Source organism: Okibacterium fritillariae, assembly GCF_052783725.1.
In genome coordinates, this window is the sequence record NZ_CP199917.1 from 628,617 (window position 1) to 651,169 (window position 22,553).

27 protein-coding genes are annotated in these 22,553 nt (G+C 68.3%); 11 read left to right on the plus strand and 16 right to left on the minus strand.

Translation table 11 applies throughout. The annotated features are described in order from the left end of the window. Position 1 precedes the first annotated feature (1 nt). Both ACUWEX_RS03025 and ACUWEX_RS03030 read left to right on the plus strand, forming a co-directional pair. On the plus strand, positions 2-844 hold the full coding sequence (locus ACUWEX_RS03025) for a ribokinase (RefSeq protein WP_445997083.1): 843 nt from the start codon (positions 2-4) through the stop codon (positions 842-844). Then, positions 841-1,989: a M20 family metallopeptidase gene (locus ACUWEX_RS03030; RefSeq protein WP_445997084.1), complete on the plus strand. Its 1,149-nt coding sequence runs from the start codon at positions 841-843 to the stop codon at positions 1,987-1,989. The genes ACUWEX_RS03025 and ACUWEX_RS03030 overlap by 4 nt, the downstream gene beginning before the upstream one ends. On the opposite strand, the gene ACUWEX_RS03035 is transcribed toward ACUWEX_RS03030, so the two are convergent. The 3 genes from ACUWEX_RS03035 to ACUWEX_RS03045 form a co-directional block, all read right to left on the minus strand. Continuing rightward, positions 1,986-3,626, minus strand: coding sequence for a hypothetical protein (locus ACUWEX_RS03035; protein ID WP_445997085.1), 1,641 nt, complete (start codon positions 3,624-3,626; stop codon positions 1,986-1,988). The genes ACUWEX_RS03030 and ACUWEX_RS03035 overlap by 4 nt on opposite strands. Beyond that, on the minus strand, positions 3,626-4,255 hold the full coding sequence (locus ACUWEX_RS03040) for an ABC transporter ATP-binding protein (RefSeq protein ID WP_445997086.1): 630 nt from the start codon (positions 4,253-4,255) through the stop codon (positions 3,626-3,628). The genes ACUWEX_RS03035 and ACUWEX_RS03040 overlap by 1 nt, the downstream gene beginning before the upstream one ends. A 122-nt stretch (positions 4,256-4,377) precedes the next feature. After that, complete coding sequence (locus ACUWEX_RS03045; protein WP_079726799.1) at positions 4,378-5,358, minus strand: aldo/keto reductase; 981 nt, start codon at positions 5,356-5,358, stop codon at positions 4,378-4,380. A 169-nt stretch (positions 5,359-5,527) separates the two neighbouring features. Between ACUWEX_RS03045 and ACUWEX_RS03050 the strand changes: the two genes are divergently transcribed. After that, a complete protein-coding gene (locus tag ACUWEX_RS03050) occupies positions 5,528-6,433 on the plus strand; it encodes a helix-turn-helix transcriptional regulator (RefSeq protein ID WP_079726800.1) in 906 nt (301 codons plus the stop codon). Positions 6,434-6,459: 26 nt separating this feature from the next. Here the strand turns inward: ACUWEX_RS03050 and ACUWEX_RS03055 are convergent, their stop codons facing one another. The 3 genes from ACUWEX_RS03055 to ACUWEX_RS03065 all read right to left on the minus strand — a co-directional run bounded on the left by ACUWEX_RS03055 (position 6,460) and on the right by ACUWEX_RS03065 (position 7,939). Beyond that, positions 6,460-6,735: a type II toxin-antitoxin system RelE family toxin gene (locus ACUWEX_RS03055; RefSeq protein ID WP_200811474.1), complete on the minus strand. Its 276-nt coding sequence runs from the start codon at positions 6,733-6,735 to the stop codon at positions 6,460-6,462. Beyond that, a complete protein-coding gene (locus ACUWEX_RS03060; protein WP_159449479.1) occupies positions 6,722-6,985 on the minus strand; it encodes a type II toxin-antitoxin system prevent-host-death family antitoxin in 264 nt (87 codons plus the stop codon). The genes ACUWEX_RS03055 and ACUWEX_RS03060 overlap by 14 nt, the downstream gene beginning before the upstream one ends. Before the next feature lie 108 nt (positions 6,986-7,093). Beyond that, the gene (locus ACUWEX_RS03065; RefSeq protein WP_445997087.1) at positions 7,094-7,939 is read right to left on the minus strand and encodes a helix-turn-helix transcriptional regulator; all 846 of its coding nucleotides are present in this window, start codon (positions 7,937-7,939) and stop codon (positions 7,094-7,096) included. Between the two features lie 100 nt (positions 7,940-8,039). Between ACUWEX_RS03065 and ACUWEX_RS03070 the strand changes: the two genes are divergently transcribed. Beyond that, positions 8,040-8,786 carry an SDR family oxidoreductase gene (locus tag ACUWEX_RS03070; protein ID WP_445997088.1) on the plus strand — a complete coding sequence of 249 codons (747 nt, stop codon included), beginning with the start codon at positions 8,040-8,042 and terminating at the stop codon, positions 8,784-8,786. Positions 8,787-8,883: 97 nt separating this feature from the next. On the opposite strand, the gene ACUWEX_RS03075 is transcribed toward ACUWEX_RS03070, so the two are convergent. Then, positions 8,884-9,240: an L-rhamnose mutarotase gene (locus ACUWEX_RS03075; protein WP_079726804.1), complete on the minus strand. Its 357-nt coding sequence runs from the start codon at positions 9,238-9,240 to the stop codon at positions 8,884-8,886. Between the two features lie 195 nt (positions 9,241-9,435). Between ACUWEX_RS03075 and ACUWEX_RS03080 the strand changes: the two genes are divergently transcribed. Next, the gene (locus ACUWEX_RS03080; protein ID WP_079726805.1) at positions 9,436-9,648 is read left to right on the plus strand and encodes an Rv0909 family putative TA system antitoxin; all 213 of its coding nucleotides are present in this window, start codon (positions 9,436-9,438) and stop codon (positions 9,646-9,648) included. A gap of 185 nt (positions 9,649-9,833) precedes the next feature. Here the strand turns inward: ACUWEX_RS03080 and rhaI are convergent, their stop codons facing one another. The 5 genes from rhaI to ACUWEX_RS03105 form a co-directional block, all read right to left on the minus strand. Then, entirely contained in the window at positions 9,834-11,003 is a 1,170-nt protein-coding gene (gene rhaI, locus ACUWEX_RS03085) for an L-rhamnose isomerase (protein WP_079726806.1), read from the minus strand. A gap of 174 nt (positions 11,004-11,177) precedes the next feature. Then, on the minus strand, positions 11,178-12,230 hold the full coding sequence (gene rhaS, locus ACUWEX_RS03090; RefSeq protein ID WP_079726807.1) for a rhamnose ABC transporter substrate-binding protein: 1,053 nt from the start codon (positions 12,228-12,230) through the stop codon (positions 11,178-11,180). Positions 12,231-12,288: 58 nt separating this feature from the next. Next, positions 12,289-13,392, minus strand: coding sequence for an ABC transporter permease (locus tag ACUWEX_RS03095; protein ID WP_445997089.1), 1,104 nt, complete (start codon positions 13,390-13,392; stop codon positions 12,289-12,291). After that, positions 13,385-14,449: an ABC transporter permease gene (locus tag ACUWEX_RS03100; RefSeq protein ID WP_407668724.1), complete on the minus strand. Its 1,065-nt coding sequence runs from the start codon at positions 14,447-14,449 to the stop codon at positions 13,385-13,387. The genes ACUWEX_RS03095 and ACUWEX_RS03100 overlap by 8 nt, the downstream gene beginning before the upstream one ends. Beyond that, positions 14,446-15,978 carry a sugar ABC transporter ATP-binding protein gene (locus ACUWEX_RS03105; RefSeq protein WP_445997090.1) on the minus strand — a complete coding sequence of 511 codons (1,533 nt, stop codon included), beginning with the start codon at positions 15,976-15,978 and terminating at the stop codon, positions 14,446-14,448. Before ACUWEX_RS03105 ends, ACUWEX_RS03100 begins: the two co-directional genes overlap by 4 nt. Before the next feature lie 292 nt (positions 15,979-16,270). On the opposite strand from ACUWEX_RS03105, the gene ACUWEX_RS03110 reads away from it, so the two are divergent. After that, complete coding sequence (locus ACUWEX_RS03110) at positions 16,271-17,428, plus strand: benzoate/H(+) symporter BenE family transporter (protein ID WP_445997091.1); 1,158 nt, start codon at positions 16,271-16,273, stop codon at positions 17,426-17,428. A 6-nt stretch (positions 17,429-17,434) separates the two neighbouring features. On the opposite strand, the gene ACUWEX_RS03115 is transcribed toward ACUWEX_RS03110, so the two are convergent. Beyond that, the gene (locus tag ACUWEX_RS03115; RefSeq protein ID WP_445997092.1) at positions 17,435-17,905 is read right to left on the minus strand and encodes a DUF3817 domain-containing protein; all 471 of its coding nucleotides are present in this window, start codon (positions 17,903-17,905) and stop codon (positions 17,435-17,437) included. A gap of 168 nt (positions 17,906-18,073) precedes the next feature. Between ACUWEX_RS03115 and ACUWEX_RS03120 the strand changes: the two genes are divergently transcribed. The 3 genes from ACUWEX_RS03120 to ACUWEX_RS03130 are packed head-to-tail and all read left to right on the plus strand — an operon-like array spanning position 18,074 to position 19,773. Continuing rightward, positions 18,074-18,913, plus strand: a complete 840-nt coding sequence (locus ACUWEX_RS03120) for a CPBP family intramembrane glutamic endopeptidase (protein WP_445997093.1) — start codon at positions 18,074-18,076, stop codon at positions 18,911-18,913. Then, a complete protein-coding gene (locus ACUWEX_RS03125) occupies positions 18,879-19,451 on the plus strand; it encodes a TetR/AcrR family transcriptional regulator (protein WP_445997094.1) in 573 nt (190 codons plus the stop codon). The genes ACUWEX_RS03120 and ACUWEX_RS03125 overlap by 35 nt, the downstream gene beginning before the upstream one ends. A gap of 19 nt (positions 19,452-19,470) precedes the next feature. Beyond that, positions 19,471-19,773: a hypothetical protein gene (locus tag ACUWEX_RS03130; protein WP_445997095.1), complete on the plus strand. Its 303-nt coding sequence runs from the start codon at positions 19,471-19,473 to the stop codon at positions 19,771-19,773. A gap of 67 nt (positions 19,774-19,840) precedes the next feature. Here ACUWEX_RS03130 and ACUWEX_RS03135 read toward each other — a convergent pair whose 3' ends face one another. Both ACUWEX_RS03135 and ACUWEX_RS03140 read right to left on the minus strand, forming a co-directional pair. Beyond that, the gene (locus tag ACUWEX_RS03135; protein WP_445997096.1) at positions 19,841-20,641 is read right to left on the minus strand and encodes an NAD(P)H-dependent oxidoreductase; all 801 of its coding nucleotides are present in this window, start codon (positions 20,639-20,641) and stop codon (positions 19,841-19,843) included. Next, positions 20,638-21,255, minus strand: a complete 618-nt coding sequence (locus ACUWEX_RS03140; protein ID WP_200811475.1) for a TetR/AcrR family transcriptional regulator — start codon at positions 21,253-21,255, stop codon at positions 20,638-20,640. The genes ACUWEX_RS03135 and ACUWEX_RS03140 overlap by 4 nt, the downstream gene beginning before the upstream one ends. Positions 21,256-21,387: 132 nt before the next feature. Here ACUWEX_RS03140 and ACUWEX_RS03145 point away from each other — a divergent pair, with 132 nt between their 5' ends. Then, positions 21,388-21,732: a hypothetical protein gene (locus ACUWEX_RS03145; protein ID WP_079726814.1), complete on the plus strand. Its 345-nt coding sequence runs from the start codon at positions 21,388-21,390 to the stop codon at positions 21,730-21,732. On the opposite strand, the gene ACUWEX_RS03150 is transcribed toward ACUWEX_RS03145, so the two are convergent. Beyond that, on the minus strand, positions 21,711-21,968 hold the full coding sequence (locus ACUWEX_RS03150) for a hypothetical protein (RefSeq protein ID WP_079726815.1): 258 nt from the start codon (positions 21,966-21,968) through the stop codon (positions 21,711-21,713). The two genes, ACUWEX_RS03145 and ACUWEX_RS03150, sit on opposite strands and share 22 nt — an antisense overlap. A 105-nt stretch (positions 21,969-22,073) precedes the next feature. Here ACUWEX_RS03150 and ACUWEX_RS03155 point away from each other — a divergent pair, with 105 nt between their 5' ends. Then, positions 22,074-22,535: a GNAT family N-acetyltransferase gene (locus tag ACUWEX_RS03155; RefSeq protein ID WP_445997097.1), complete on the plus strand. Its 462-nt coding sequence runs from the start codon at positions 22,074-22,076 to the stop codon at positions 22,533-22,535. The last annotated feature ends 18 nt before the right edge of the window (positions 22,536-22,553 follow it).

A 22,553-nucleotide genomic window follows, 5' to 3' on the forward strand; every position in this document is an offset into this window, starting at 1 on the left:
CGTGGGTCGGCTCGTCGTCGTCGGATCGCTCAACGTCGACTCGGTGATCGCGGTTCAGCGGCACCCCGCGCCCGGCGAGACCGTGCTGGGCGGCGACGCGCAGACGTTCTGGGGCGGCAAGGGCGCGAATCAGGCGGTCGCGGCGGCGCGCGCGGCTCGCGCATCACGCTCGTCGGCCCCGGGCTCTGCCGCGGGGGTCGTCTTCGTGGGCCGAGTGGGCGCCGATGCGCCCGGTCGCGCCTACCGCGAGCGGCTCGCCGAGCTCGGTGTGGATGTCGCGCCCCTCGCCGAGACGCCCGGCGTGCCGACGGGTTCGGCCGTCATCGCGGTGAGTGCCGCGGGCGAGAACACCATCATCGTGTCGTCGGGTGCTAACGCGCGTCTCGGTGTCGACGATCTGGAGGCGCTCGAGCAGCTCACTCCCGACGACGTCGTCGTCATCACGCTCGAGGTGCCGCTCGACGTCGTCACGCGGGCCTCGGAACTGGCCGAGCGCGCCGGCGCGCGGTTCGTGCTGAACCTGTCGCCCGTCGTCGACCTGCCCGCCGAGGTGGTGCGCCGCGCCGAACCGGTCGTCGTCAACGAACACGAGGCCGTCGAGCTCGCCGCGCGCTACGACGGGTTGACCTCGGTGCTCGTCACGCGGGGGTCGGATGGCTCGGAGTGGAACGGCGTGTTCGTGCCCTCCGCATCCGGAATCGACGTCGTGGACACGACGGGCGCGGGCGATGCCTACTGCGGCACGCTCGCCTACGCCCTCGCGCGGGGCGACGGCGCCGAGGAGGCCATGCGCGCGGCGACGGCCGCGGCCGCCGATGTGGTGGGGCGCGCGGGCACCCAATGACCGACGCGGGCCGAGGCGGCGGGGGTTCGGCGGGCGAGGTTGCCACGCGCGATCTGCTCGTGGACCTCGTGCGCATCGACTCGACGTCCGGATCGCCCGGCGAGGCCGACGCCCTGCTCTTGGTCGCCGAGGTACTGCGACGAGAATGCGGCGAGACCGGTGTCGTCTCGATCGGCTACGGGCCCGACGGCACACCGGACGCCGTCGTCGTCGTGCCATCGACGCGGCCCGAAACACCCGCCCCGCTCCTCCTCTTCTCGGCGCATATCGACGTGGTGCCGGTGGAAGACCCCTCCGCCTGGAGCCACGACCCGTTCGGCGCCCACATCGCCTCCGGTCGTCTGTTCGGCCGCGGCTCCTCCGACATGAAGTCGGGGCTCGCTGCCGCACTCGTCGCGGTCGTCGAGCTCCTGCGCGAGGGGCGCCCCGTCGCGCTCGCCGTCTCAACGGGTGAAGAGGTTGGATGCCGGGGCGCCGCGTCGGTCGCCGAACTGCTGCGCGGGCATCCGATCGGTGCCGTCATCGTGCCCGAGTCGACCGCCAACGAGGTGGTGCTCGGGCATCGCGGAGCGCTCTGGCTGCGGGTGACGACGTCCGGGCGCGCGGCCCACGGCAGCACTCCGGGGCTCGGCGTCAACGCCATCGAGAAGGCCGCGGCCGTGATCGGGCGGGTGAGCGAGTTGCCGTTGCTGTGGCATCCACAACTCGGCTGCGAGTCGATGAACGTGGGCACCATCGCGGGCGGATCCGTGCCGAACATCGTGCCCGACCGCTGCGTGCTCGACATCGACCACCGGGTCATCGACGACGAGGGCGCACGCCTGACCGATTGGTGGATGTCGCAGCCCGAGGTCTCGGCCGTCGACACCGTTCTCGATCTGGCCCCCGTCTGGACCTCCGTGGATGATCCGTGGGTGCGCGGTCTCGGCGCCCCCGTCTCAGAGCGCCCCGCGTCGTACTTCACCGACGCCTCGGTGCTCGTCCGCACTCTGCCTGCGGGCACACCCGTCGTGGTCTGGGGGCCGGGCGACCCCGCGGTCGTGCACACGGTCGACGAGAGCGTCGACCTCCGCGCCGTCGAGGCTGCGCGGCTCCACTATGTGCGCGTGGGACGGGCGTGGACGGGTGCGGACGGTCCGGCCTAACGCAGCGCCCAGCGGCGTCGCGCAATGAGACCCGCCACGGCGACGACGCCCAGGGGTGCGAGGACGCTCGTCGCGGTGATCGTGACCGCCGCTCCCAGCAGTCCGGCGAGGATCACGCCGTCGAGCGCCCAGATCACCCGGTTGAGGGCGGCGGCGTCGCCGGCGGGCGTCGGAATCGGCGTGAGAAGGGCAAGGGGAAGGGGCGGTTTCAACGCGTTCATGAGTCGCAGCATGACGGACCCGATCGCCACGATGACGGCCGAGGCGATCGATGCCAGGGGCAGCGCCGCGGCCGGTGGCCAGAATAGGGTCACCAGCACGGCGCCGGTCGCGACGACGAGCCCGACCGCCAGCGCGGGAAACAGCGTGTGCAGGAGCAGCAGCGCGCTGTCGCTCGTTCCATAGAGGGGGAGGGCCGAGGCGGCTTCGACGGCGTGCCGCAGGCCGTCGCTGAGGGGGCCGGCCGCGGCATAGGCGGCGACACCGGCGATGGCTCCGAGCATCCAGGCCGGTGGGGCCACGGCCGCGGCGCCGGCGACGAGGGCTCCGCAGGCGAGCAGCACGAGCACGCCGATCGCGAGGCGCCCGGGTGTGCGCAGGGCCGCGACGGCATCCCGCCGCACGATGATGGCGGGCAGGGAGCGCGCACGACCCCCGATCGCGAACCGCCGCCGCCCCGCCCTCGGCACACTCTGATAGGTGGCAACGGATGCGGACAGCTCGAGTGTCGACGTGTGCAACCGCACGGCCTCCCACCGCAGAGACTGCCCGAGCACGACCCGCGGTTCGAGGACCGACAGCAAGAGGGGCACGACGGCGAGCAGGGTCAGCGCGGCGAGGAGGGCGCCGGGCGCGGCAAGAGGATGCGCTCCGACCGCGGCGAGACCCGCGAGGGTGCTGGTGGCCAGAGTGGGGCCGAACGAAAAGCCCCACGCCTGCGCGCCGAACGCGGCGGTCGACAGCGCGGCGAGAACGCCGATCGCGAGTGCCGACCAGCGGGGCGGCACGGCTTGGCCGACCAGCCAGAGGAGAGCCGCCACGATGCCGCAGGCCGCGCCGACGCTAGCCGCGAGGGCGACCCCGAGAGCGATCTCCGGGGTGGCGACGGACACGGACGATGCCGCGGCGAGGGCGGCAGCCGAGGGAGAGGCGACAGCTGAAGCGGCGGCCGAGGCGGCGGCTGAGGCGGCGGCTGAGGCGGCAGCGAGAGTGGCCCCGCAGAGCGCGCCGGCCACCGAGAGCGCGGCGACCGACATCCAGGTCTGCCTCCCGAACGCGCGACGCTGCGGCACCGGGCTGGTCGTGAGGGCGTGGGCGAGGAACGGCGTGAAGACGACGGGCCCGCGCAGGCGCCCGGCGATCACAGCCGCGGCCCAGACGAGGCCGACGACACCCGCGATGACCGGCACCGTTGCGGCGGATGTCAGTGCCACCGCGTTGACCGGATCGGTGACGAACAGCCAGCCGGCGCGCACGACCGGCACGACGGCGACGAGCACGATCAGCAGCGCGAGATAGACCGCGTAGGAGGTGTCGGCGGTCGGCCGGCGACGTGCCTCGCGCACGGTTCGACGCAGGTCGCGCAGAACTGTCGCTGATGCCCGCGTCGAGGAGGAGGCCCCGGTCGTGTCCGTCATCAGGCGGCTTCCCGCAGCACCACGGTGCGGGCGCCGAGGTCGGCCACCAGACGGTCGCTGTGTGTGGCGAACACCACGGTGCCGCCGGCATCGGCCCGTTGCCGCAGTACGGAGATGACGCGGCCGAGCCGTTCGTCGTCGAGTCTCTGCTCGGGTTCGTCGAGCACGACGATGGCGGCCGGGCGCACGAGGGTGAGGGCGAGCCCCGCCAGCTGCGTCTGCCCCGACGAGAGTTCGTGGGGGAAGCGGTCGACGAGCCGCGACATCCCGAGTTCGTCGAGCACGCTCAGGGCAGCGCTGCGGGCGGCATCGGTCGGCAGCCCCCAGGTGATCCCGATGAGGGTGGCCTGCTCGAGAAGCGTCAGGTCGCGCGCAAACGGGGGCAATCCGATCATCCCGGCAACCTGGGCGCGAAAGTCGTGGTCGCGCGGGCGAGGCGCCCGGCCCGACACCGTGACCGTTCCGGCCGAGGGCGTCGTCTGCCCCACGATGAGCCGCAGCGCCGTCGTCTTGCCGGCACCGTTCGGGCCGCGCAGGGCCACGATCTCGCCGCGCCCCACGCTCATCGAGGTCGGGGCGAGCAGCCCCACGCCGTCGATCGAAACCTCGGCCCGCGTCACGTCGATCATCACCCCATGATGCCAGCCCACCCGCGCACGGTCATCCGTCGTGCGACGGGTTCTTTCTCCGTCCGGGTCGGCCTGCGCCAAGGAGCGAGAAGATGGCAGGGAGCGAGACGCGCGAGAGACGCCTAGCGATCGATAGAGGCCATGTTTACTTCGTCGTGGCGGGCGCCGGCGGGAGGTTCCAGGGCCGTGAGCCTGTCGATGTGTTCGTCGGTGAGTCGGATCTTGTCTGCGGCGGTGTTCTCTTCGACGCGGGCCACTCGGCGAGTGCCGGGGATCGGGGCGATGTCGTCGCCCCGGGTCAAGATCCAGGCCAACGCGGTCTGTGCGGGCGTTGCACCGACTTCTTTGCCGATCGCTGTCACTTCGTCCACGATTCGGAGGTTTCGTTCGAAGTTCTCCGAAGTGAAACGTGGGTTCGTTTTCCGCCAATCACCATCAGGGATGTCCGCGGCCGAACGGAGCTGGCCGGTGAGAAGTCCGTGGCCAAGCGGAGAGTAGGGAACGAAGCCGATACCGAGCTCGCGGAGGAGTGGCAGAATCTCGTCTTCCACATCGCGCGTCCACAGCGAGTATTCCGTCTGCAATGCCGACACCGGTTGCACGGCGTGGGCACGTCGAATGGTCTCTGGGGAGGCTTCGGAGAGCCCAAAGTGCAGAACTTTTCCTTCAGCAATCAGATCTGCAACTGCACCGGCGGTCTCTTCAATCGGTGTGCTCTTGTCGACACGGTGCTGGTAGTAGAGGTCGACGTACTCGGTTCCGAGGCGGCGCAGAGATCCCTCGACTGCGGCCTTCACATTGTGTGCGCTGCTGTCGATGCTGCGACCGTCCCCGTTTCCATGGGAGATGAGACCAAACTTCGTGGCGATCCGGACCTGGTCCCGGCGTCCAGCAATCGCGCGGCCAACCACCTCTTCGCTGTGGAAGGGGCCATACACCTCAGCGGTGTCGATGTGGGTGACTCCGAGGTCAAGAGCTCGGTGGATGGTTCGAATCGATTCATCATCATCGAGACCGCCGCCGGTTGTGTAGGTGCCCGCCATCGTCATGGCACCGAGTCCGATGCGGGAGACGTCGAGGCTTCCCAGATGTGCATTCTTCATTCTGCTGTCGCTTTCGTCAGTGGTCGTGTTGGGTGGCGCGCTCAGCCGAGCCGCTTCGGGTGGCCGATGCTTAGAGTCAACGCGGTAATGACGGGTTGTGCGTGGCCCCAACGATAGGTGTATCGGTAGGGACCCCCACCCGTCCTGAGGTCGGGGTAATTTCGAACGCATGGATACACACGAAGAGTTGAGCGAATTCCTCACCTCACGCCGAGCCCGTCTCACTCCGGCGCAGGCAGGGATTCCCGACTTCGGTGGGCGCCGACGAGTTCCAGGGCTTCGACGGGAAGAGGTTGCTCTCCTCGCGGGGATGAGCGCAGAGTATTACAAGCGTCTAGAGCGTGGGAACGCGACGGGTGTATCCGAGGCTGTGCTCGACGGTGTGAGCCGCGCGCTGCAGTTGGATCCGGCGGAGCACGCGCATCTGTATGACCTGGTGCGCAGCGCAAACGCCGGCGCCCGTCCGCAGCGCAGGAAAGTTGCGCCCAAACAAAACCTCACCCAGGGAATGCAGCAGACGATCGACGCCATGTCGACAGTTCCCGTATTCGTGCAGAACGGCCGCCTCGATTTTGTCGCCGCCAACCGGCTCGGCAGAGCTCTCTTCTCGGTGATGTTGGAGACGACTCGTCTCCCGGCAAACGCTGCACGGTTTGTGTTCCTTGACCCTCAAGCTCAGACCTTCTACCAAGACTGGGAGGGCAACACTCGACAGATCGTCGCCATTCTTCGAGCCGAGGCGGGACGCTCACCTTACGACCGGCAGCTCAGCGACCTCGTCGGGGAACTTTCCACACAGAGTGACCTCTTCCGAAAGCTGTGGGGGGCTCACGACGTGCGTGAACATCGCTCAGGGTCGAAAAGTGTCCACCATCCGATCGTCGGAGATCTCGATCTGACTTACCAGGGGATGGACCTTGCTGCTGACCGAGGGCTGCAGATGCTCGTGTTCTCCGCAGAGCAAGGATCCGTCTCCGAAGAGCGGCTACAACTTCTGGCAAATTGGGCTCAATCCGAGATGCCTGCCTATCGCCCGAAGGGGCCTCTCCACGGTGTCGGCCACGAGGAGCACTAATCGGCCGGGATGACGCCACCGCCCGGTCACAGTGCCCGATAGATCTCGCGCCGGTGCCCGACTTCGAGGACGTGCACAACCAGGATGTCGTCCTCGATGGAGTAGATGATTCGATAATCGCCGACTCGCACGCGGAGCAAACCCGGGTGCCCGCTCAAAGCGAGGGCGGTCGGCGGTCGGGGAGTCGTCTCGAGGAGCGACAGTGCGAGCAGGATCTTTCGCTGGGCAACACCGTCGAGCTTGCGGACCGACTTCGCGGCCCGCGCCGACAGCCTGACCTCGTGGCGGTCAGCGGAGCTCAATGCCGAGCTCTGCGGCAAGGTCTGCCAGCGAGGTCGTGGGTGCACCGGCCTCGGTCTCGGCCCGTGCTGCTTCGGCCGCGGCCGCGTCTTCTGCGTCTTCGAGGGCCGCCAGGGCTCGCAACGCCATGTCAGCGTCAAGGATGACTACGGTTCCGCGGCCGTGCTGCGTGATCGTAACGGGCTCGCGACGAGCTTCGTCGAGAGTCTGTGCCCAGCGCTGACGCGCGACGGTGGCCGGAATCGTGTTCATAGCTAAATTGTACATTTTAGCTATGTGCGTCCGCAAGGGCGGGATCCCTGGCGCCCAACCCATCAGCCGCCGGTCGGTACCGGTCTACCGGTCCAGCGGTTCTACGCGCTACCCCTGCGGCGCGAAGCTCTGCTGCCCGAGCACCGCGAGCAGCTCGAGCTTCTGCGCGGCATCCGATCGGGGGGCGGCCGTGAGGGTCAGCAGCGTCTGGCTCTGGTCTTCGGTGAAGAGCGCCTGACAGTCGAGCTCGATGGCGCCGACCTCGGGATGCAGCAGCGTCTTGTGGTCGCTGAAGCGCGCGGCCACGTCGTGCCGCTCCCACACCTCGACGAATTCGGGGCTGATTCGCTGCAACTCGGCGAGCAGCGCCGCCGCCCGAGAGTGCGGACCCGCGGCCCCGTAGGCCACGCGCAGACTCGACACCTGCGCCCGGCTCTGACGATCCTGATCCTCGGCGGGGTAGATGTCGCGCTCGTGCGGGTCGGTGAACCAGCGGTACACGCTGCTGCGCGCGAAACCGGTCAGCCGCGAGTGATCGCCGAGCAGCGCGGCGCCGAAACGATTCTGCGCCAGCGTCTCACCGAGGCTCGACAGGATGAGCGCGGGCGTGCCCTCGAGACGGTCGAGCACGCGCAGGAGCGCGGGTGACACGTGGGTGTCGAGCGGTGTGCGGGCGGGGGCGCTGTGCCCGGCCATCCGAAACAGGTAGTCGCGTTCGTCGGTGCTGAGTCGCAGCCCTCGTGCCAGCGCCGCCAACATCTGCTGGGATGGCTGCGGCCCCCGCGCCTGCTCCAGCCTGACGTAGTAGTCGGTGGACATGCCCGTGACCGCCGCCACCTCGTCCCGGCGCCGGCCCTCCACGCGACGGCGCGGGCCGGTCGACAGCCCGACGTCCTCGGGGCGCAGCTTCGCGCGGCGCGAGCGCAGGAAGTCGGCGAGTGCGGTGCGGTCCATGAGGCCATCTTCGCGCGCGCGACGGCGAATATACAGGGACCGGCAGTCCTACGACATCCGCTCTCTGCCTGGCAGTCGGCGACCGGCGCAGAATCGAGTCATGAACATCACCGACAACACCATCTTCATTCCCGGCGCGACCTCGGGCATCGGCCTGGCCCTCGCCCTCCGCTTCCAGGCCGCGGGCAACACGGTCATCATCGGCGGTCGACGCACGGATGTCCTCGCCGACCTCGCCGCCCGCCACGGCTTCGACACCGTCACCCTCGACACGACCGACCCGGTCTCCGTGCTGGCCGCCCGCGACGAGGTGCTGACGCGTCACGCCGACCTCAACGTGCTCGTCGCCATGGCGGGCATCATGGCCGCCGACGACGTGCGTTCGAGCTCGTTCCTCGAGGGTGCCGAGCGCATCGTCGATACCAACATCAACGGACCGTTGCGTCTCGTGGCCGCGTTCATCGAGCACCTGCAGACCCGTCCGGCTGCCACCCTCATGACCGTGTCGTCGGGTCTCGCGCATCTGCCGCTCGCCTTCACGCCCACCTACAACGGCACGAAGGCGTTCATCCACCAGTTCTCCGAGACCATTCGCCTGCAGCTGGCCGACACCTCGGTGCGGGTCGTCGAGCTGGTGCCGCCGGCCGTGCAGACCGAACTCATGGCGGGCAACTCGACCGACGAGAACTTCATGCCGCTCGACGAGTTCGCCGACGAGGTCATGGGCCTGATCGAGTCGCAGCCCGACGCCACCGAGATCTTGGTCGAGCGCGTGAAGTTCCTGCGCTTCGCCGAGGTCGAGGGGCGCTACGCCGAGTCGGTCCGGGCGATCAACGCGCACGCGTAGCCCGGATGTCGCCAGCGCGTAAGGGGGCGAGCGCTGGCGCCGGCGATGTCGCGAGGATGTGCGCGGGCGACGTCGCGGCCACGTGCGACCGAGCTTCCTAGTCCGCGGCGGGCAACTGATCCTCGAGGTGGAAGACCTCGGTCAGGCGCAGGAACCCCTCGTCGGGCGACACGCCGTCGAGGTCGACGAAGAACTCGCCCATCTCGGCCTGCCAGCGCGCGTTGACCTCGGTGGCGGCCATGCCGGCCTGCGCAGCCTCGAGCGAGGGGGTCTCGAAGTACCCGATCAGCAACCCGTCTGGCCTGAGGAAGAGCGAGTAGTTGTTCCAGCCCGTGGCCTTCAGCGCGGCGGCCATATCGGGCCAGATGGCGGCGTGGCGCCTCGTGTATTCGGCGATGCGCTCGGGTTTGACCTGCAGTTGGAAGCACACGCGTTCGGTGTCGGTCGTGGTCATCGGGCGTCTCCTCATCGAGTCGGATGGCGTGAACCTGAATCGTTTCATGCGCGCTCCGATTCTAGCTGCGAGTGTGCTGACACGGGGGGCCGCGGCATCCGACCCCGTTGCGCCGTCGCGAGCTTTCACGGAAAGCTGGGGGAGTGGTCGACGGTGCGTCGGCCACCTCACGTGATTCAGGAAGAGGGTAGACCGATGGCTGGTTTCGACGACGTTACTAAAAAGGCTCAGGAGTTTCTGAAGAGCGACAAGGTGCAAGACGCCCTCAAGGGTGAGAAGGCCGAAGAGATCAGCGACAAGATCCTCGGCGGCGTGGCCGATGTGGCGAACAAGGTCACGGGCGGCAAGCACGCCGACAAGATCGAGGGCGCGCGCGACGCCGCCGACAAGAAGATCGGCGACCAGTAACCGCCCAGGCGGAGTGCGGCTCGGGCGTCAGCGCGCTCGGGCTCGTCGGCTCGCGGTAACGCACAGTGTCGACTCGCGGCAGCGCACAGCGTCGCCTCGCGGCAGCGCACAGCGTTTCCCCGCGACAATGCACAGAAGGGGCGAGCTATCGCGGCTCGCCCCTTCTCGTGTATGCGGCTCAGGGACTAAGCGCCCCAGCTGGCCTGTGCGCCGCCGACGCGCTCGGCCGCGATCTTCTCCTGGTGACCCGACGCCGCATAGGCGGCCATCGGGTCGGCCGGCAGCCCGCGCGACTCGCGCCACGCGGCGAGGTCGGGGCGCACGTCGCGGTAGAAGGCGTCCATCAGAATGCCGTGGGCACCGAGCACATCGCCCGCCGCCTGGGCCGCCGACAGGGCGTCGCGGTCGATGAGCAACGCGCGGGCCGTCATCTCTTGCACGTTCAGCACCGAACGCATCTGGCCGGGGATCTTCTGCTCGATGTTGTGGCACTGGTCGAGCATGAACGCCACGCCCGAGTCGGGTCCGAAACCGCCGCCGCGGATGACCTCGGCGAGGATGCGGAACAGCTGGAACGGGTCGGCCGCACCCACGATCAGGTCGTCGTCGGCGTAGAAGCGCGAGTTGAAGTCGAACGAGCCGAGCTTTCCGAGGCGCAGCAGCTGCGCGACGATGAACTCGATGTTGGTGCCGGGCGCGTGGTGGCCGGTGTCGAGGCACACGAGCGCTTTGTCGCCGAGCGCGACCGTGTGGGCATAGGACGTGCCCCAGTCGGGAACGTCGGTGTGATAGAACGCGGGCTCGAAGAACTTGTACTCGAGCACGAGGCGCTGGTCGTCGCCGAGGCCCGCATAGATCTGCTGCAGCGAGTCGGCGAGGCGGTCCTGACGAGCGCGGATGTCATCCTGGCCCGGGTAGTTGGTGCCGTCGGCGAGCCAGATCTTCAGGTCGCGCGAACCGGTCTGGTGCATGATGTCGATGCAGCGCAGGTGGTGGTCGATGGCCTTCTGGCGGATGACGGGGTCGGAGTGGGTGACCGAGCCGAGCTTGTAGTCGTCGTCCTGGAACGTGTTGCTGTTGACCGTTCCGAGTTCGACGCCCAGGCCGTTGGCGTATTCGCGCAGCTGGCCGAAGTCGTCGACGACGTCCCACGGGATGTGGAGGGCGACGGTGGGGGCGAGGCCCGTGAGCTCGTGCACCTTGGCGGCGTCCGCGATCTTCTCGTAGGGGTCGCGGGCGGTGCCGGGCGAGCCGAAGACGCGGAAGCGGGTGCCCGAGTTGCCGAACGCCCAGGAGGGGAGCTCGATGGCCTGTTGCGCGAGCAGCGGTGCCACGGTTTCGAACGAGGTTGTCATGTGCTTCTCTCTACTGCTTGTGGCTCGTCTCGGGGGCGACAGCCGAATGTGTCGAAGCGGGGGATGCAGACATCCACCCGTTCTTGAATCGTTTCAATCGTACCGCACGAGGGGCGGTGAAGACGTCTGGCCGGCAGACCACCTCTGCCGGCCAGACGTGAGCGGGTCGACGACTTAGAAGTCGAAGTCCCCGATGTTCTCCTTGTTGAAGACCGTCGGGTCGCCCAACAGCACGACGCCGTCTTCGGCGACCTCGAACGAGCCGAGCTTGCCTGCCTCGAACTTGTCGCCCGCCTTGCCCGTGATGTCACCCTTGACGAGCGCGTCGGCGGCGAAGGCGGCCAGGTAGCCGAGGTCTTCGGGGTTCCACAGCGCGAAGGCCGTGACGGTGCCATCCTCGACGAAGTCGCGCATCTGGTTCGGCGTGCCGAGGCCGGTCACAGCGACCTTGCCCTTGTATTCAGAGGTCTGCAGGTAGCGCGCGGCGGCAGCGATGCCGACCGTGGTGGGCGAGACGATGCCCTTCAGGTTCGGGTGGCTCTGCAGCAGCGCGGCCGTCTTGTCGAACGAGGTCTGGTCGTCGTCGTCGCCATAGACGGTGTCGACGAGCTTCACGTTCGGGTGGTTCGCGGCCAGGTCTTCCTTCATCAGTTCGATCCAGGCGTTCTGGTTGGTCGCGTTGGCGGCGGCCGACAGGATGGCGATCTCGCCCGAGTCGCCGATCTGCTCCGTGATCAGGTCGACCTGGGCCTTGGCGATGCCCTCGGCGCTGGCCTGGTTGATGAAGATGTCGCGGCAGTCGGTGTTGGTGTCGGAGTCGAACGTGACGACCTTGACGTCGGCGTCGCGGGCCTCGTTGAGGGCGTCGCAGATGGCCTTCGGGTCGTTCGCCGAGACGACGAGCGCCGAGACGGCCTGCTGCGTGGCGGTGTTGATGTAGCTGACCTGGGCGTCGGGGGTCGCCTCAGAGGGGCCGACCTCCTGGAAGGTGCCGCCGAATTCCTCGACGGCGGCCTTGCCGCCCTTGGAGCTGGTGTCGAAGTAGGGGTTACCGAGGTTCTTCGGCAGGAAGGTCACGGTGACGTCGCCGCCCCCACCCTCGCCGCCGCCGCCGGAGCCACCCGTCGAACCACCCGAACAGGCGGTGGCGACGAGGGCGACGCTCACCGCGAGTGCGGCGATCGCGCTGACCCGGGCTGCACCCGAGTTACGTGTGTGAAACAACATCCTTGTTCTTCCTTTCAATGGGGTGGGTCGATGTGAGTGCATCGACAAAAAGGTGCGCCTACGCCTGGGCCGCGGAGACTGCTCCTCGTTTTCTCCCGCCGGGTCGCTGCCGCTTCTTGGACAGCCAGGCGAGGAAGCTTGCGGACACCACCGAGAGCACGAGCAGCACTCCGGTGATGATGTTGATGACATCCGACGTGACGTTGGCGAGGCGCAGGGCCGAGGCCAGCACACCGATCAACAGCACACCGGCGATCACGCCGTGCATGGCGCCACGGCCACCGAAGATCGAGACGCCGCCGAGCAGCACGGCCGCGATGACCTGCAACTCGAGGCCCGTGGCGTTGTCACCGCGAGCGCTGCCGAAACGCAGCGTGAAGTAGATGCCCGCGAAGGCCGACACGACGCCCGTGAGCACGAACAGGATGAACTTGGTGCGGGCCACGTTGACGCCCGAGAACGAGGCGGCCTCGTCGTTCAGGCCGATTGCGAAGATGCCGCGGCCGAAGGGCGTGAAGTGCAGCAGCACGATGAAGACGATCGCCAGCAGCACGAACGGGATCATGATGACGGGGAACGGGGAGTCGCCGATCTTGTCTTTGGCGAGGTCGGTCCAGAACTCGGGCCAGTCGGTGACGGCCGTCGTGCCGAGCAGGCCGACCGCCAGGCCGCGATAGAGCGCGAGCGTGCCGATCGTGACGGCGAGCGATGGCAGCCCCACGACCGTGATGAGGAAGCCGTTGAGCGCTCCGCCCAGGGCGCCCGCCACGAGGGCGAAGAGCGCCGCGGCCTCGAGCGGCCAGCCGGCCTGCGTCAGGGTTCCGAGCAGCACGCTCGACAGGCCCACGATCGAGGCCACCGACAGGTCGATCTCGCCCGTGATGATGACGAGGGTCATCGGCAGCGCGATCAGCAGGATGGGCGCCACGTCGAGCAGCAGGTAGGTGATCGTGATGGGCCGGTCGAAGCCGCGCACGGTCGAGATCGCGACGACGATCACGACGAGCAGCAGGGCGATGATGGCCATCTCGCGGGTCAGCAGGATGCGTCGCCACAGGGGTGTGCCGTAGGCGCGGTAGGTGCGAACGGATGCCTGAGCATCCGCGCGCCCGGACGGGTTCAGTGACTCGGGGGTCACGGTGGTCTTCGTGGAATCAGACATCGGTGTCGTCCCTCGCCTCGAGGAGTTTGCGGGATTGTCGGAGTGAGAGCAGGCGGTCGAGCACGATCGCGCCGATGATGAGCACGCCGACCACGGCGCGCTGCCAGAAGTCGGGCACCCCGATGATGGGCAGGGCCCGGTTGATGGTGAGTAGCAGCACGGCGCCGAGGGCCGCGCCCCAGACGGTGCCCGAGCCGCCGAAGATGGCGACGCCACCGATGACCGCCGCGCCGACCGCATCGAGCTCCCAGCCCGAGCCGGCCTGCGAGTTGACGGTGCCGTAGCGGGCCGCGTAGAGCACGCCCGCGAGTCCGGCGAGGGCGCCCGAGGCCACGAACGCGAGCAGGATGCGACGGGTCACGCGCAGGCCGTAGAGCTTGGCGGCATCCGGATCGCTGCCGATGGCGTAGAACTCGCGACCGCCACGTGTGTTGCGCATGTACCAGGCGGCGATGACGAGCACGATGAGCGCCAGGATGGTGAGCAGCGGAATGCTGAGGATCGATCCGGTTCCGAGGGCCAGGAACGGCTTCGGCAGGTCGGAGGCGTTGATGCGGTCGCTGCCCGCCCACAGCACGTTGATGCCGCGGTAGGCGTAAAGCGTGCCCAGCGTGATCACGAGCGCGGGCACCTTGGCGAAGGCCACGAGTGCGCCGTTGATCAGGCCGAGGAACGCGCCGAAGGCGACGCCGGCGACGAAGACGACGATGATCGGGATGCCCGGAACGTCGATGAACAGGCGGCCGGTCAGGTAGGCGGTCAGGCCGAGCGTCGAACCGACGGACAGGTCGACGCTTCGCGTGATGATCACCATGGCCTGGCCGACGGCCACGAGCACGAGGATCGAGGGCGTCAGCAGCAGGTCGCGCCAGCCGTCGGTCGAGAACACGAAGGACGGGTTCTTGGTCGTGGCGACCACGACGACCACGACGATGGCGATCAGGATGCTGGTCTCGCGGGCCTTGAAGAAGTGCCCGATGCCCGCGGTGAGCGCGTTGCCCTTCTTCGGGCCCGGGGCGTTGGTGCGCCGCGTATCGGGGGTGGCTACGGATGTCACGGCTGAAGCTCCTCGGCGTGGGTGGCGGCGAACATGACGGATTCGGCGTCGGCGACGCTGCGGTCGAGGTGCGCGGTGATGCGGCCCTCGCGCATGACGAGCACGCGGTCGGCCATGCCGAGCACTTCGGGCAGCTCGGACGAGATCATGAGGATTCCCATGCCTTCGCCCGCGAGCTGCGACAGCAGGCGGTGCACCTCGCTCTTGGTGCCGACGTCGATGCCGCGTGTCGGCTCGTCGATGATCAGGATGTCGGGGTGCGTGGCCAGCCACTTGCCGAGCACGACTTTCTGCTGGTTTCCGCCCGAGAGGGTGCCGACGGGTGTGTCGAGCGAAGCCGTCTTGACCTCGAGGCGCGATGCCCACACCTTGGCGGCCTGGTTCTCGGCGCCGTTCGTGATGAGGCCCATCTTGGCCAGCTTCGTGCGAATGGCCATGGTCGTGTTGTGAGACACGGATGAATCGAGCACGAGTCCCTGCTTGCGGCGATCTTCGGGCACCAGCGCGATTCCCCGCGCCATGGCGGCCGTCGGATTCTTCTTCGGGATGGCCTTGCCCTTCAGCGTCACCGAACCGGAGTCGTAGCCATCCACACCGAAGACGGCGCGGGCCACCTCGCTGCGGCCGGCGCCCACGAGCCCGGCCAGGCCGACGATCTCGCCCGCTTTCACCTCGAACGAGATGTCGGAGAAGATGCCGGCGGAGTTCAGGTCGCGCACCTCGAGGAGCGTGTCGCCGACGGTGGTCTCTTGCTTCGGGAACAGGTCGGTGACGTCGCGGCCCACCATGCGGCGCACGATCTCGTCGACGCTCGTGTCGCTGATGGCGTCGGTCGAGATGTAGGAGCCGTCGCGCATGACCGTGATCATGTCGCAGAGCGCGAAGACCTCTTCGAAGCGGTGCGAGATGAAGACGAGCGCGCGGCCCTCGTCACGCAGGCTGCGGGCCACGGCGAAGAGCCGGTCGACCTCCACGCCCGAGAGCGCGGCGGTGGGTTCGTCCATGATGAGCACGCGGGCGTCGAGCGAGATGGCCTTGGCGATCTCGATGATCTGCTGGTCGGCGATCGACAGGCCCTCGGCGGGGCGGTCGGGGTCGATGCGCACGCCCAGGCGTTCGAACAGGCCCTGGGCCTCGGTGCGCATGGCCTTGCGGTCGATGCGGCCGAAACGGTTGGTGGGCTGGCGGCCCATGAAGATGTTCTCGGTGACCGACAGGTCGGGGAAGAGGGTCGGCTCCTGGTAGATGACGGCGATGCCGGCGGCCTTGGATTCGGCGGTCGAGCGGAAGTCGACGTCTTCGCCACGCAGGCGGAATTCGCCCGAGTCGCGCTGGTAGAGGCCGGCGACGATCTTCACGAGCGTGGACTTGCCGGCACCGTTCTCGCCGACGAGGGCGTGGATGCTGTTCATGCGCACGGTGAGCGTCGCGGACTTCAGGGCGACGACGGCGCCGAAGGCCTTGCCCACGTCGCGCAATTCGAGCGCGGCCGGGCCGGTCGGCTCTGCGGTGTCGATGGGAGTCGTCATTGACTTGCTTCCTCCACGGTGAGGTCGGACCGCTGATGAATCGTTTCAACCGCGGGATCGTTATGACTTTACGGCCGGGCGCGGCCCGTCGTCAAGTCTGATGCGCAACCGTTACACGAACGCCGGGTGCGCCCGTCCATTCTTTCGTACGCGGCGCACCGGAGATTCGTCGCGACGTCGGGGGAGTCACATATCGCTTCGTCGCCGAAGGCATCCCCGCGCGCCGGTAGAGTAGGCGAAAACTCGGGCGACGATGGGGTAGCCGCCGCATGACCGACACCCGGGAGCCCGCATGATCCAACCGCTCATCGCCGGTGTCGTCGGGGCCGCCATCGCCTTCGCCAGCACGTTTGCGATCGTGTTGGCCGGCCTGACGGCGATGGGCGCGACGCCGGCCGAGGCGGCATCCGGTCTGTTGGCGCTGTGTCTCGTGCAGGGCATCCTGGCAGCCGTGCTGTCGTGGCGTTATCGGCAGCCGCTCTCGTTCGCGTGGTCGACGCCGGGTGCCGCGCTCCTCGTTGCGGCCCACGGCAGCGCCGCGACGTTCCAGGCCGCGGTCGGCGCGTTCCTCGTGTGCGGCGTGCTGCTGCTCGTCACGGGACTGTGGCCCGCGCTCGGGCGGCTGGTCGGCCGCATTCCGTCGCCGTTGGCCGGGGCCATGCTCGCCGGCATCCTGTTCCCGCTCTGCATCGCGCCCGTGTCGGCGGCCGTCTCGCTGCCCGCCTTCGCGGTGCCCGTCATCGTCGTGTGGCTGGTGCTCTACCGTCTCGCGCCGCGCTGGGCCGTTCCCGCGGCGCTCGTCGTGGCCGTCATCGGCATGGTGATCGCCTCGTCGGGTGCCCCCTTCGACGACGCGGATGCCGTGCTGCCCGCGCTCCTTCCGCAGGTGCCCGTCTTCGACCCCCTCGTCATCGTCAGCGTCGCCCTCCCTCTCTATATCGTCACGATGGCGAGCCAGAACATCCCGGGTTTCGCCATCCTCAAGACGTTCGGCTACACGGATGTCCCCACGCGGCCGGTTCTCGTGGGGGCGGGTGCTGCATCCCTGCTCGCGGCGCCCTTCGGCGGGCACGCCGTCAATTTGGTGGCGCTGTCGGCGGGCATGACGGCTGGGCCCGACGCGCACCCGGACCGCTCCAAGCGCTGGGTCTCGTCGCTGTCGAGCGCGGCGGTCTACATCGTGCTCGGGCTGTTCGCGGGGGCGGCCGCCGCATTCATCCGCAATGCCCCGCCCGAGCTGATCGCGACCGTGGCTGGGCTGGCCCTCATCGGCGCGTTCCTGACCGGGGTCACGGCCGCGTTCGAGGAGGCGCCACTGCGGGTTCCGGCGGCGATCACGTTCCTGGTCGTCGCATCCGGGGTCGTCATCGCGGGCATCGGAAGCGCGTTCTGGGGTTTGGGCGCGGGGCTGCTCGTGTGGGGATGGCTCGGCGTCACGCGCCGCAGCTGAACGGCGTTAAGCGCTCGCGCCGCCGCCCACGGGTGGGCCGACGATCAGCAGCGCGCCGAAGACGACGATGACGCCGACGGCCGTGATCGAGGCGACGAGCACGGGGCGCACGAGCACGAGGCGCAGGGCCCGGTTCGGCAAGCTGTGGTCGCGCGGGTCGTCGCTGGCATGGCGGCGCCAGGGGCCGGCGAGCAGACCGCGGCGTGCGGCCACGATCTCGAACGGGATGGTGGCGAACGGGATGACCGCCGAGACGAGCCCGAGCAGCATCGTGCCGATCTTCCAACGCTGATTTACGCCGACGAAGACGACGACCACCACGTAGCAGAGGAACACGAAGCCGTGCAGGCCGCCGCCGATCGAGACGCCCCAGCCTCCGGCATCCAGCACGTATTTGATGAACATGCCCGTGAGCAGCAGCGCCCAGGTGATGGCTTCGGCGATGGCGAAGAGGCGGAAGAGGGCTTTGGGGGTCATGAGGGCTCCCGGGTCGGCGGAACGAGGGTGCGATGAGCGCCCCTCGAGGCTAACGCGAGCATCTCTGAAAGTGCTGCGCGGGCGGGCCTGAAGTGTGCTCGGTTTTCGGGCCTGTCCGTCAGGGTCTATTATCAAGCTCATGGGAATACAGATGTATTCCGAGGAGGAATGATGACAGTTCGTTCGATCGACCACTCGCCGCGCGATCACGCCGTCTGGAGGGTTCGCCATCCATTGGTGCGTGCGACGGGCTGGGCCTTCGTGCCCGTCGTCTTCACCGCCGTGGCCTCGGCCGTGGGCCAGGTCGGGGGACTCGGGGATGGGCCCGCCTCTCTGGTCATCGCGGCGGGCGCGGCACTGTCGGCGGTCGTGGGGCTGCTCGTCGTGCGGCGGTCTCGCGTCTCGCTGCCGCTGTTCGGGTTCCGGGCTCCCGCTCGAGCGCGCGACGCCCTGTGGTTCGTTCCCGCTCTCCTCACGGTCGTGATCGCTCTGGCCACGCAGGGTGTCGGCGCGCCCCCCTCTCTCCTCGGAGCTTTCGCGATCATGTCTCTCGCCGTTGCCGTCAACGAGGAGCTGTGGTTTCGCGGAATCGTGCTCGCGGTTCTGCGCTCCATCGGCACGCGCGCGGCCATCGTGGGAAGCGCGCTGCTCTTCGGGGTGCTGCATCTGGCCAACCTGGCTGCGGGTGTCGATCTCGGCGCAGCCCTTCTGCAGCTCGCGTTCGCGGCGCTCTTCGGCCTCGTCGCCGCCCAATTGGCGGTGCTCACCGGCAGCCTGTGGCCCGCGATCGTCTGGCACGCGGCGTGGGATGTCGTGAACCTGTCATCCGGCAACGAACAGGGCGCCGCGGCATCCGTGGGTCTCGCTCTCGCCTGCCTGATCATGCTCGCGTATGCGGGACTTCTGTGGCGGCCCGTGATGCGCACCGGGGTCGGCGACGGGAGCTCGGGTGTCGCCCCGTACTCTGGGGAGCATGGAATTGACCGCGCGCCAGACGGAGCTCGCTGACGCAGCCCTGGCGGTCATCGCCGACGCCGGCCTGCCGGGTCTGTCGTTCCGCGCCGTAGCCGCTCGTGCTCAGTGTTCGCTCGGGTCGGTGCAGAAGGCTTTTCCGTCGAAGGAGCGCATGCTCGCGGCCGCGTTCGGCCGGTTGCGCGAGCGTTCGGTGCCGCTTCCCGACGGTGAACCGGGTCGGCCGACGGTGCGGGAGTGGTTCGTCGAGCTTCTCCTCCGCATCCTTCCGCTCGATGATGAACGGCGGGCGGCGCAACGTCAGGGAGACGCCTTCGCGCAGCACGCCCTCGACGACCCCGATCTTGCGTCGGCGATCGCGTCGAGCGACGCGCACCTGCGTTCCCTGCTCGCGTCGCTCGTGGCGCGGGCTCGTTCCGAGGGGGAGGTCGGGGCCCACGTCGATCCCGATGTCACGGCCTGGGCGGTCCTCGCGGTGGCGCAGGGCCTGGCGGCGCAGCTGCTCTATGACCCCGAGTCCGAAGATGCTGTTCGGGCGCGCCTGGACGTGGCGCTCGCCGCCCTGCTCCGGTGAGGCCTGGCAGGATGTGTGCATGACGGAGATGCCTGCCTCGACCGCCCTCGCCGCCGAACTCGTCCCCACCAGTCGCCCGAAGGTCCTGGTGTTCCTGCGGTGGCTACCCTCGCTCGTCGGTGGCTTTTTCTTCGGAGACGGCTCGGGCGCGACGTGGAAGGGCACCGATATCGTGGTGCGTCGCGCCGACACGGGCCGCGACGTCCTCCGCATGGGCGGGTTGGATGTCGAGGAGGCCGACCATCTCATCGCCCTGGTCCGCGCCGATCTCGACACCCACACCGTGGAGTCGTTCCTCGACGAGTGGCGCCACCGGGCCTAGTCGGCTTCTGTGTCGCGCGCCGCCGATCTGCCCGCGTCGAGCCGGGCTGAGTCGAGCCCCGCTTCGCCTATTCGGAGTCGGCGACGTGGATGGCCAAGTCGGTGCGGCCGGGGAGAATCTCGGGAGCCAGCGCCCGCGTTCCGGCATAGTCGCCGTCCTTGAGTCGGCGGTAAGGGCGTCCCGTCTCGGTCTTGAGCCGGTCGATCCGCTCCTTGAGGCGCGCGATCTCTCGCTCGACCCCGGCCTCATCGAGGCTGTCGGCATCGTGGATGACGTGCAGCTCGAGCGCTTCGATCCCCACGTACCAGAGCGTGCCGTGCGTGAGCGGGAAGAGCAGAGAGTCGAGGTCCCCGCTGATGCCACGCTCGCCGATCGAGCGTTCATCCTCGCCCGCCGTCACGACGATGAGCGCCTGGCGACCCGCGAGGCCGCCGTCGCCGTAGCGTCGCGGCACTCCGAGTTCGGGATCGAGGTCACCGTAGGCGAACCCGGCTGTCAGCACGCGGTCGAACCACCCCTTCAGAATCGCGGGCGTGCCGTACCACCACAGCGGAAACTGGATCACGAGCAACTCGGCATCCGCGAGCTTGGTTTGTTCTTCGCGAACGTCAGCCGGCACTTGTCCGCGGGCGAAGGCCTCCCCGGCGAGCGCGCCGATGTTGCCGGATTCCTCCCGGAGGTCGCCGAGGTCGCCATTGCCGAGAACGGGGTCGAACCCCTGCGCATACAGGTCGGATGTCGTCACGCTGTAGTGCTCCGACAGCGCTCGAGTCCCCGCGCGAAAAAGCTGCCCGTTGAACGAATCCGGGCGTGGGTGGGCGTAGAGCCACAGCGCCGAGCCGGGCGTGGGTGTGTGAGAGATCGTCATCGTTCGGTCGTCCTTGCGTCCTGTGTGTTTTCGCGGCAGAGGGCCGCGACGAGCTGTGTGAGCGTTGCGCGAGCGCGGTCGGCGTCGATCGATCCGTCGAGCGCGCGGCGGGCCAGCGCGTCACCCGCGCCGACGATGGCTGCAAGGCTGGCCGTATCCAGGGGGCCGCTAAGTGGTTCGAGCGCTGTTCGACACATCGAGAGGTACTCGTCCTCCGCCTCCTGCCGCACCTGGGCAAGCGTCGCCGAGCCGGCCAGGGCTGCGACGACGTCGGCGAGCTCACGACCTTCGGCCAGGCAGCAGTCGATGTATGCCCCTGCGACGAGCTTCGACACGGCGGCCAGGTCGGGCGCCGAACCGCGCAGCGCCTCCTCGAGCGTCTCGCGCTGTCGCGACTCGAATTCACGGTAAAGCTCCGCCAGAACTCCGGCCCGGTCCCCGAAGTGGTCGTAGACCAGCGGCTTCGTCACCCGGGCCCGCTCGGCCAGCCGACCCAGCGTGAACGTGTCGGTCCCCTCATCCCGAATCAGCTCGCGAGCCGTATCGAGCAACTGCCGGTGCCGCTCACTCTTCGACATCCGCTGACGGGGCTCCGTCGCCACATCTCGTTCCATCGCCGCTCCTCGCGCTCCCACAAACTTACTATTAGTAACTTACGCATGGTAACCAGAATGCGCGCAGGAAAGCAACGAGATCGTCGCGAGAGCTTCACCCGCGGCTCGCCGCGGCTCCCATAGATTGAGTGCATGGGCGCAACGACCTTCGCGGTGATGGCGGCGATTGGCGCGGTCTTGAGCGTGATCATTGCTCTAGCGCTACCGTTCGTCCTGCTGCCCAGGATGGCTCGGTTCTCCGTGCTTCGCGAGCGCTATCTGTACTCTCGCCGCGGGTGGATTCTTGTCGGCTGCGTTCTCGTAATGGTCGCCCACATCGTGATCGCCATTGTCGTTGCCGCCGCCGCCGCCGTCTATCCGTTCCTCTGGGCGACGGTGGCGCTCATCGCAAGCGCGTTCGTCACCACGGCGATCTACATGGCGCTTTACATCCGCGTCGCACGCTCAGTCAGACGTCAGTCAGGGTTTTTTCCGTAGCGGCCCGATGCGACGCTGTAAAGCCGTGCGGCGCCAAAGACGCCCAGGGCAGCGATGGCGCAGGCGAAGAAGATCGCGCCGCCCGGGTTTCGACCGTCACTCGCGAACTCGACGGCCCGCACGATCAACATCGGGGTCGAAATCAGCGAGCCCACGAGAGTGATGCCGGCGAGCACTGCATGCACGAACAGGCTTCGCCGAGACGGCTGCGTCACGTCTATCTCTGCGAATCCCATAAGCGGCACCGTATATCGGCGCAATGGTGGCTCGTCGGATGGGAGATGAACTTGCCATGTACATCTCGGATTCAGCAGCGTTTACCAGGATGCGAGACTGGGGAGATGCTCGAGCGGGTGACGGCGGATGAGATCGAGGGGCTGCGGACCTTCCTCGGCGAGGTCGATCTGACTCTGTCGGGGCTCGATGCGCCAACCGTGAAACTGTGGACGGAGCGCGCGCCGGATGGTGCGATCGTCGGCAGTACGGGGTACGAACTGAGCGGCGATGGCGCCCATGCCCTGATTCGCAGCGTGGCCGTGGCGCCGGGCCGTCGGGCGGCCGGGGCTGGTTCGCGGTTGGCGCGGTTCGCGCTCGACGATGCTGCTCGCTCGGGCGCGCGACGGGCCTGGCTGTTTTCGCGGCGATCGGGCCCGTTCTGGCAGAAGCTCGGCTTCGAGCCCGCCGACCGGGCCGAGCTCGCGACGGTTTTGTCGCAGACGCACCAGGTGCGGCTCTTCACCGAGACCGGGCAGCTCGACCGCGAAGTCGCCTGGTCGCGCGGTCTCGAAGACCTCTCCCGCTGAATTCAAGAAAAGTCGACG

Excerpts from the sequence above, each read along its gene's own strand:
- ACUWEX_RS03070 (WP_445997088.1), top strand. The coding sequence starts at position 8,040 with ATGAACATCACCGACAACACCATCTTCATTCCCGGCGCGACCTCGGGC.
- ACUWEX_RS03130 (WP_445997095.1), top strand. The coding sequence starts at position 19,471 with ATGACGGAGATGCCTGCCTCGACCGCCCTCGCCGCCGAACTCGTCCCC.
- ACUWEX_RS03140 (WP_200811475.1), bottom strand. The coding sequence starts at position 21,255 with ATGGAACGAGATGTGGCGACGGAGCCCCGTCAGCGGATGTCGAAGAGT.
- ACUWEX_RS03095 (WP_445997089.1), bottom strand. The coding sequence starts at position 13,392 with ATGTCTGATTCCACGAAGACCACCGTGACCCCCGAGTCACTGAACCCG.
- ACUWEX_RS03030 (WP_445997084.1), top strand. The coding sequence starts at position 841 with ATGACCGACGCGGGCCGAGGCGGCGGGGGTTCGGCGGGCGAGGTTGCC.
- rhaS (WP_079726807.1), bottom strand. The coding sequence starts at position 12,230 with ATGTTGTTTCACACACGTAACTCGGGTGCAGCCCGGGTCAGCGCGATC.
- ACUWEX_RS03135 (WP_445997096.1), bottom strand. The coding sequence starts at position 20,641 with ATGACGATCTCTCACACACCCACGCCCGGCTCGGCGCTGTGGCTCTAC.
- rhaI (WP_079726806.1), bottom strand. The coding sequence starts at position 11,003 with ATGACAACCTCGTTCGAAACCGTGGCACCGCTGCTCGCGCAACAGGCC.
- ACUWEX_RS03110 (WP_445997091.1), top strand. The coding sequence starts at position 16,271 with ATGATCCAACCGCTCATCGCCGGTGTCGTCGGGGCCGCCATCGCCTTC.
- ACUWEX_RS03060 (WP_159449479.1), bottom strand. The coding sequence starts at position 6,985 with ATGAACACGATTCCGGCCACCGTCGCGCGTCAGCGCTGGGCACAGACT.
- ACUWEX_RS03050 (WP_079726800.1), top strand. The coding sequence starts at position 5,528 with ATGGATACACACGAAGAGTTGAGCGAATTCCTCACCTCACGCCGAGCC.
- ACUWEX_RS03145 (WP_079726814.1), top strand. The coding sequence starts at position 21,388 with ATGGGCGCAACGACCTTCGCGGTGATGGCGGCGATTGGCGCGGTCTTG.
- ACUWEX_RS03075 (WP_079726804.1), bottom strand. The coding sequence starts at position 9,240 with ATGACCACGACCGACACCGAACGCGTGTGCTTCCAACTGCAGGTCAAA.
- ACUWEX_RS03045 (WP_079726799.1), bottom strand. The coding sequence starts at position 5,358 with ATGAAGAATGCACATCTGGGAAGCCTCGACGTCTCCCGCATCGGACTC.
- ACUWEX_RS03150 (WP_079726815.1), bottom strand. The coding sequence starts at position 21,968 with ATGGGATTCGCAGAGATAGACGTGACGCAGCCGTCTCGGCGAAGCCTG.
- ACUWEX_RS03080 (WP_079726805.1), top strand. The coding sequence starts at position 9,436 with ATGGCTGGTTTCGACGACGTTACTAAAAAGGCTCAGGAGTTTCTGAAG.
- ACUWEX_RS03120 (WP_445997093.1), top strand. The coding sequence starts at position 18,074 with ATGATGACAGTTCGTTCGATCGACCACTCGCCGCGCGATCACGCCGTC.
- ACUWEX_RS03105 (WP_445997090.1), bottom strand. The coding sequence starts at position 15,978 with ATGACGACTCCCATCGACACCGCAGAGCCGACCGGCCCGGCCGCGCTC.
- ACUWEX_RS03040 (WP_445997086.1), bottom strand. The coding sequence starts at position 4,255 with ATGATCGACGTGACGCGGGCCGAGGTTTCGATCGACGGCGTGGGGCTG.
- ACUWEX_RS03065 (WP_445997087.1), bottom strand. The coding sequence starts at position 7,939 with ATGGACCGCACCGCACTCGCCGACTTCCTGCGCTCGCGCCGCGCGAAG.
- ACUWEX_RS03125 (WP_445997094.1), top strand. The coding sequence starts at position 18,879 with ATGGAATTGACCGCGCGCCAGACGGAGCTCGCTGACGCAGCCCTGGCG.
- ACUWEX_RS03155 (WP_445997097.1), top strand. The coding sequence starts at position 22,074 with ATGCTCGAGCGGGTGACGGCGGATGAGATCGAGGGGCTGCGGACCTTC.
- ACUWEX_RS03035 (WP_445997085.1), bottom strand. The coding sequence starts at position 3,626 with ATGACGGACACGACCGGGGCCTCCTCCTCGACGCGGGCATCAGCGACA.
- ACUWEX_RS03115 (WP_445997092.1), bottom strand. The coding sequence starts at position 17,905 with ATGACCCCCAAAGCCCTCTTCCGCCTCTTCGCCATCGCCGAAGCCATC.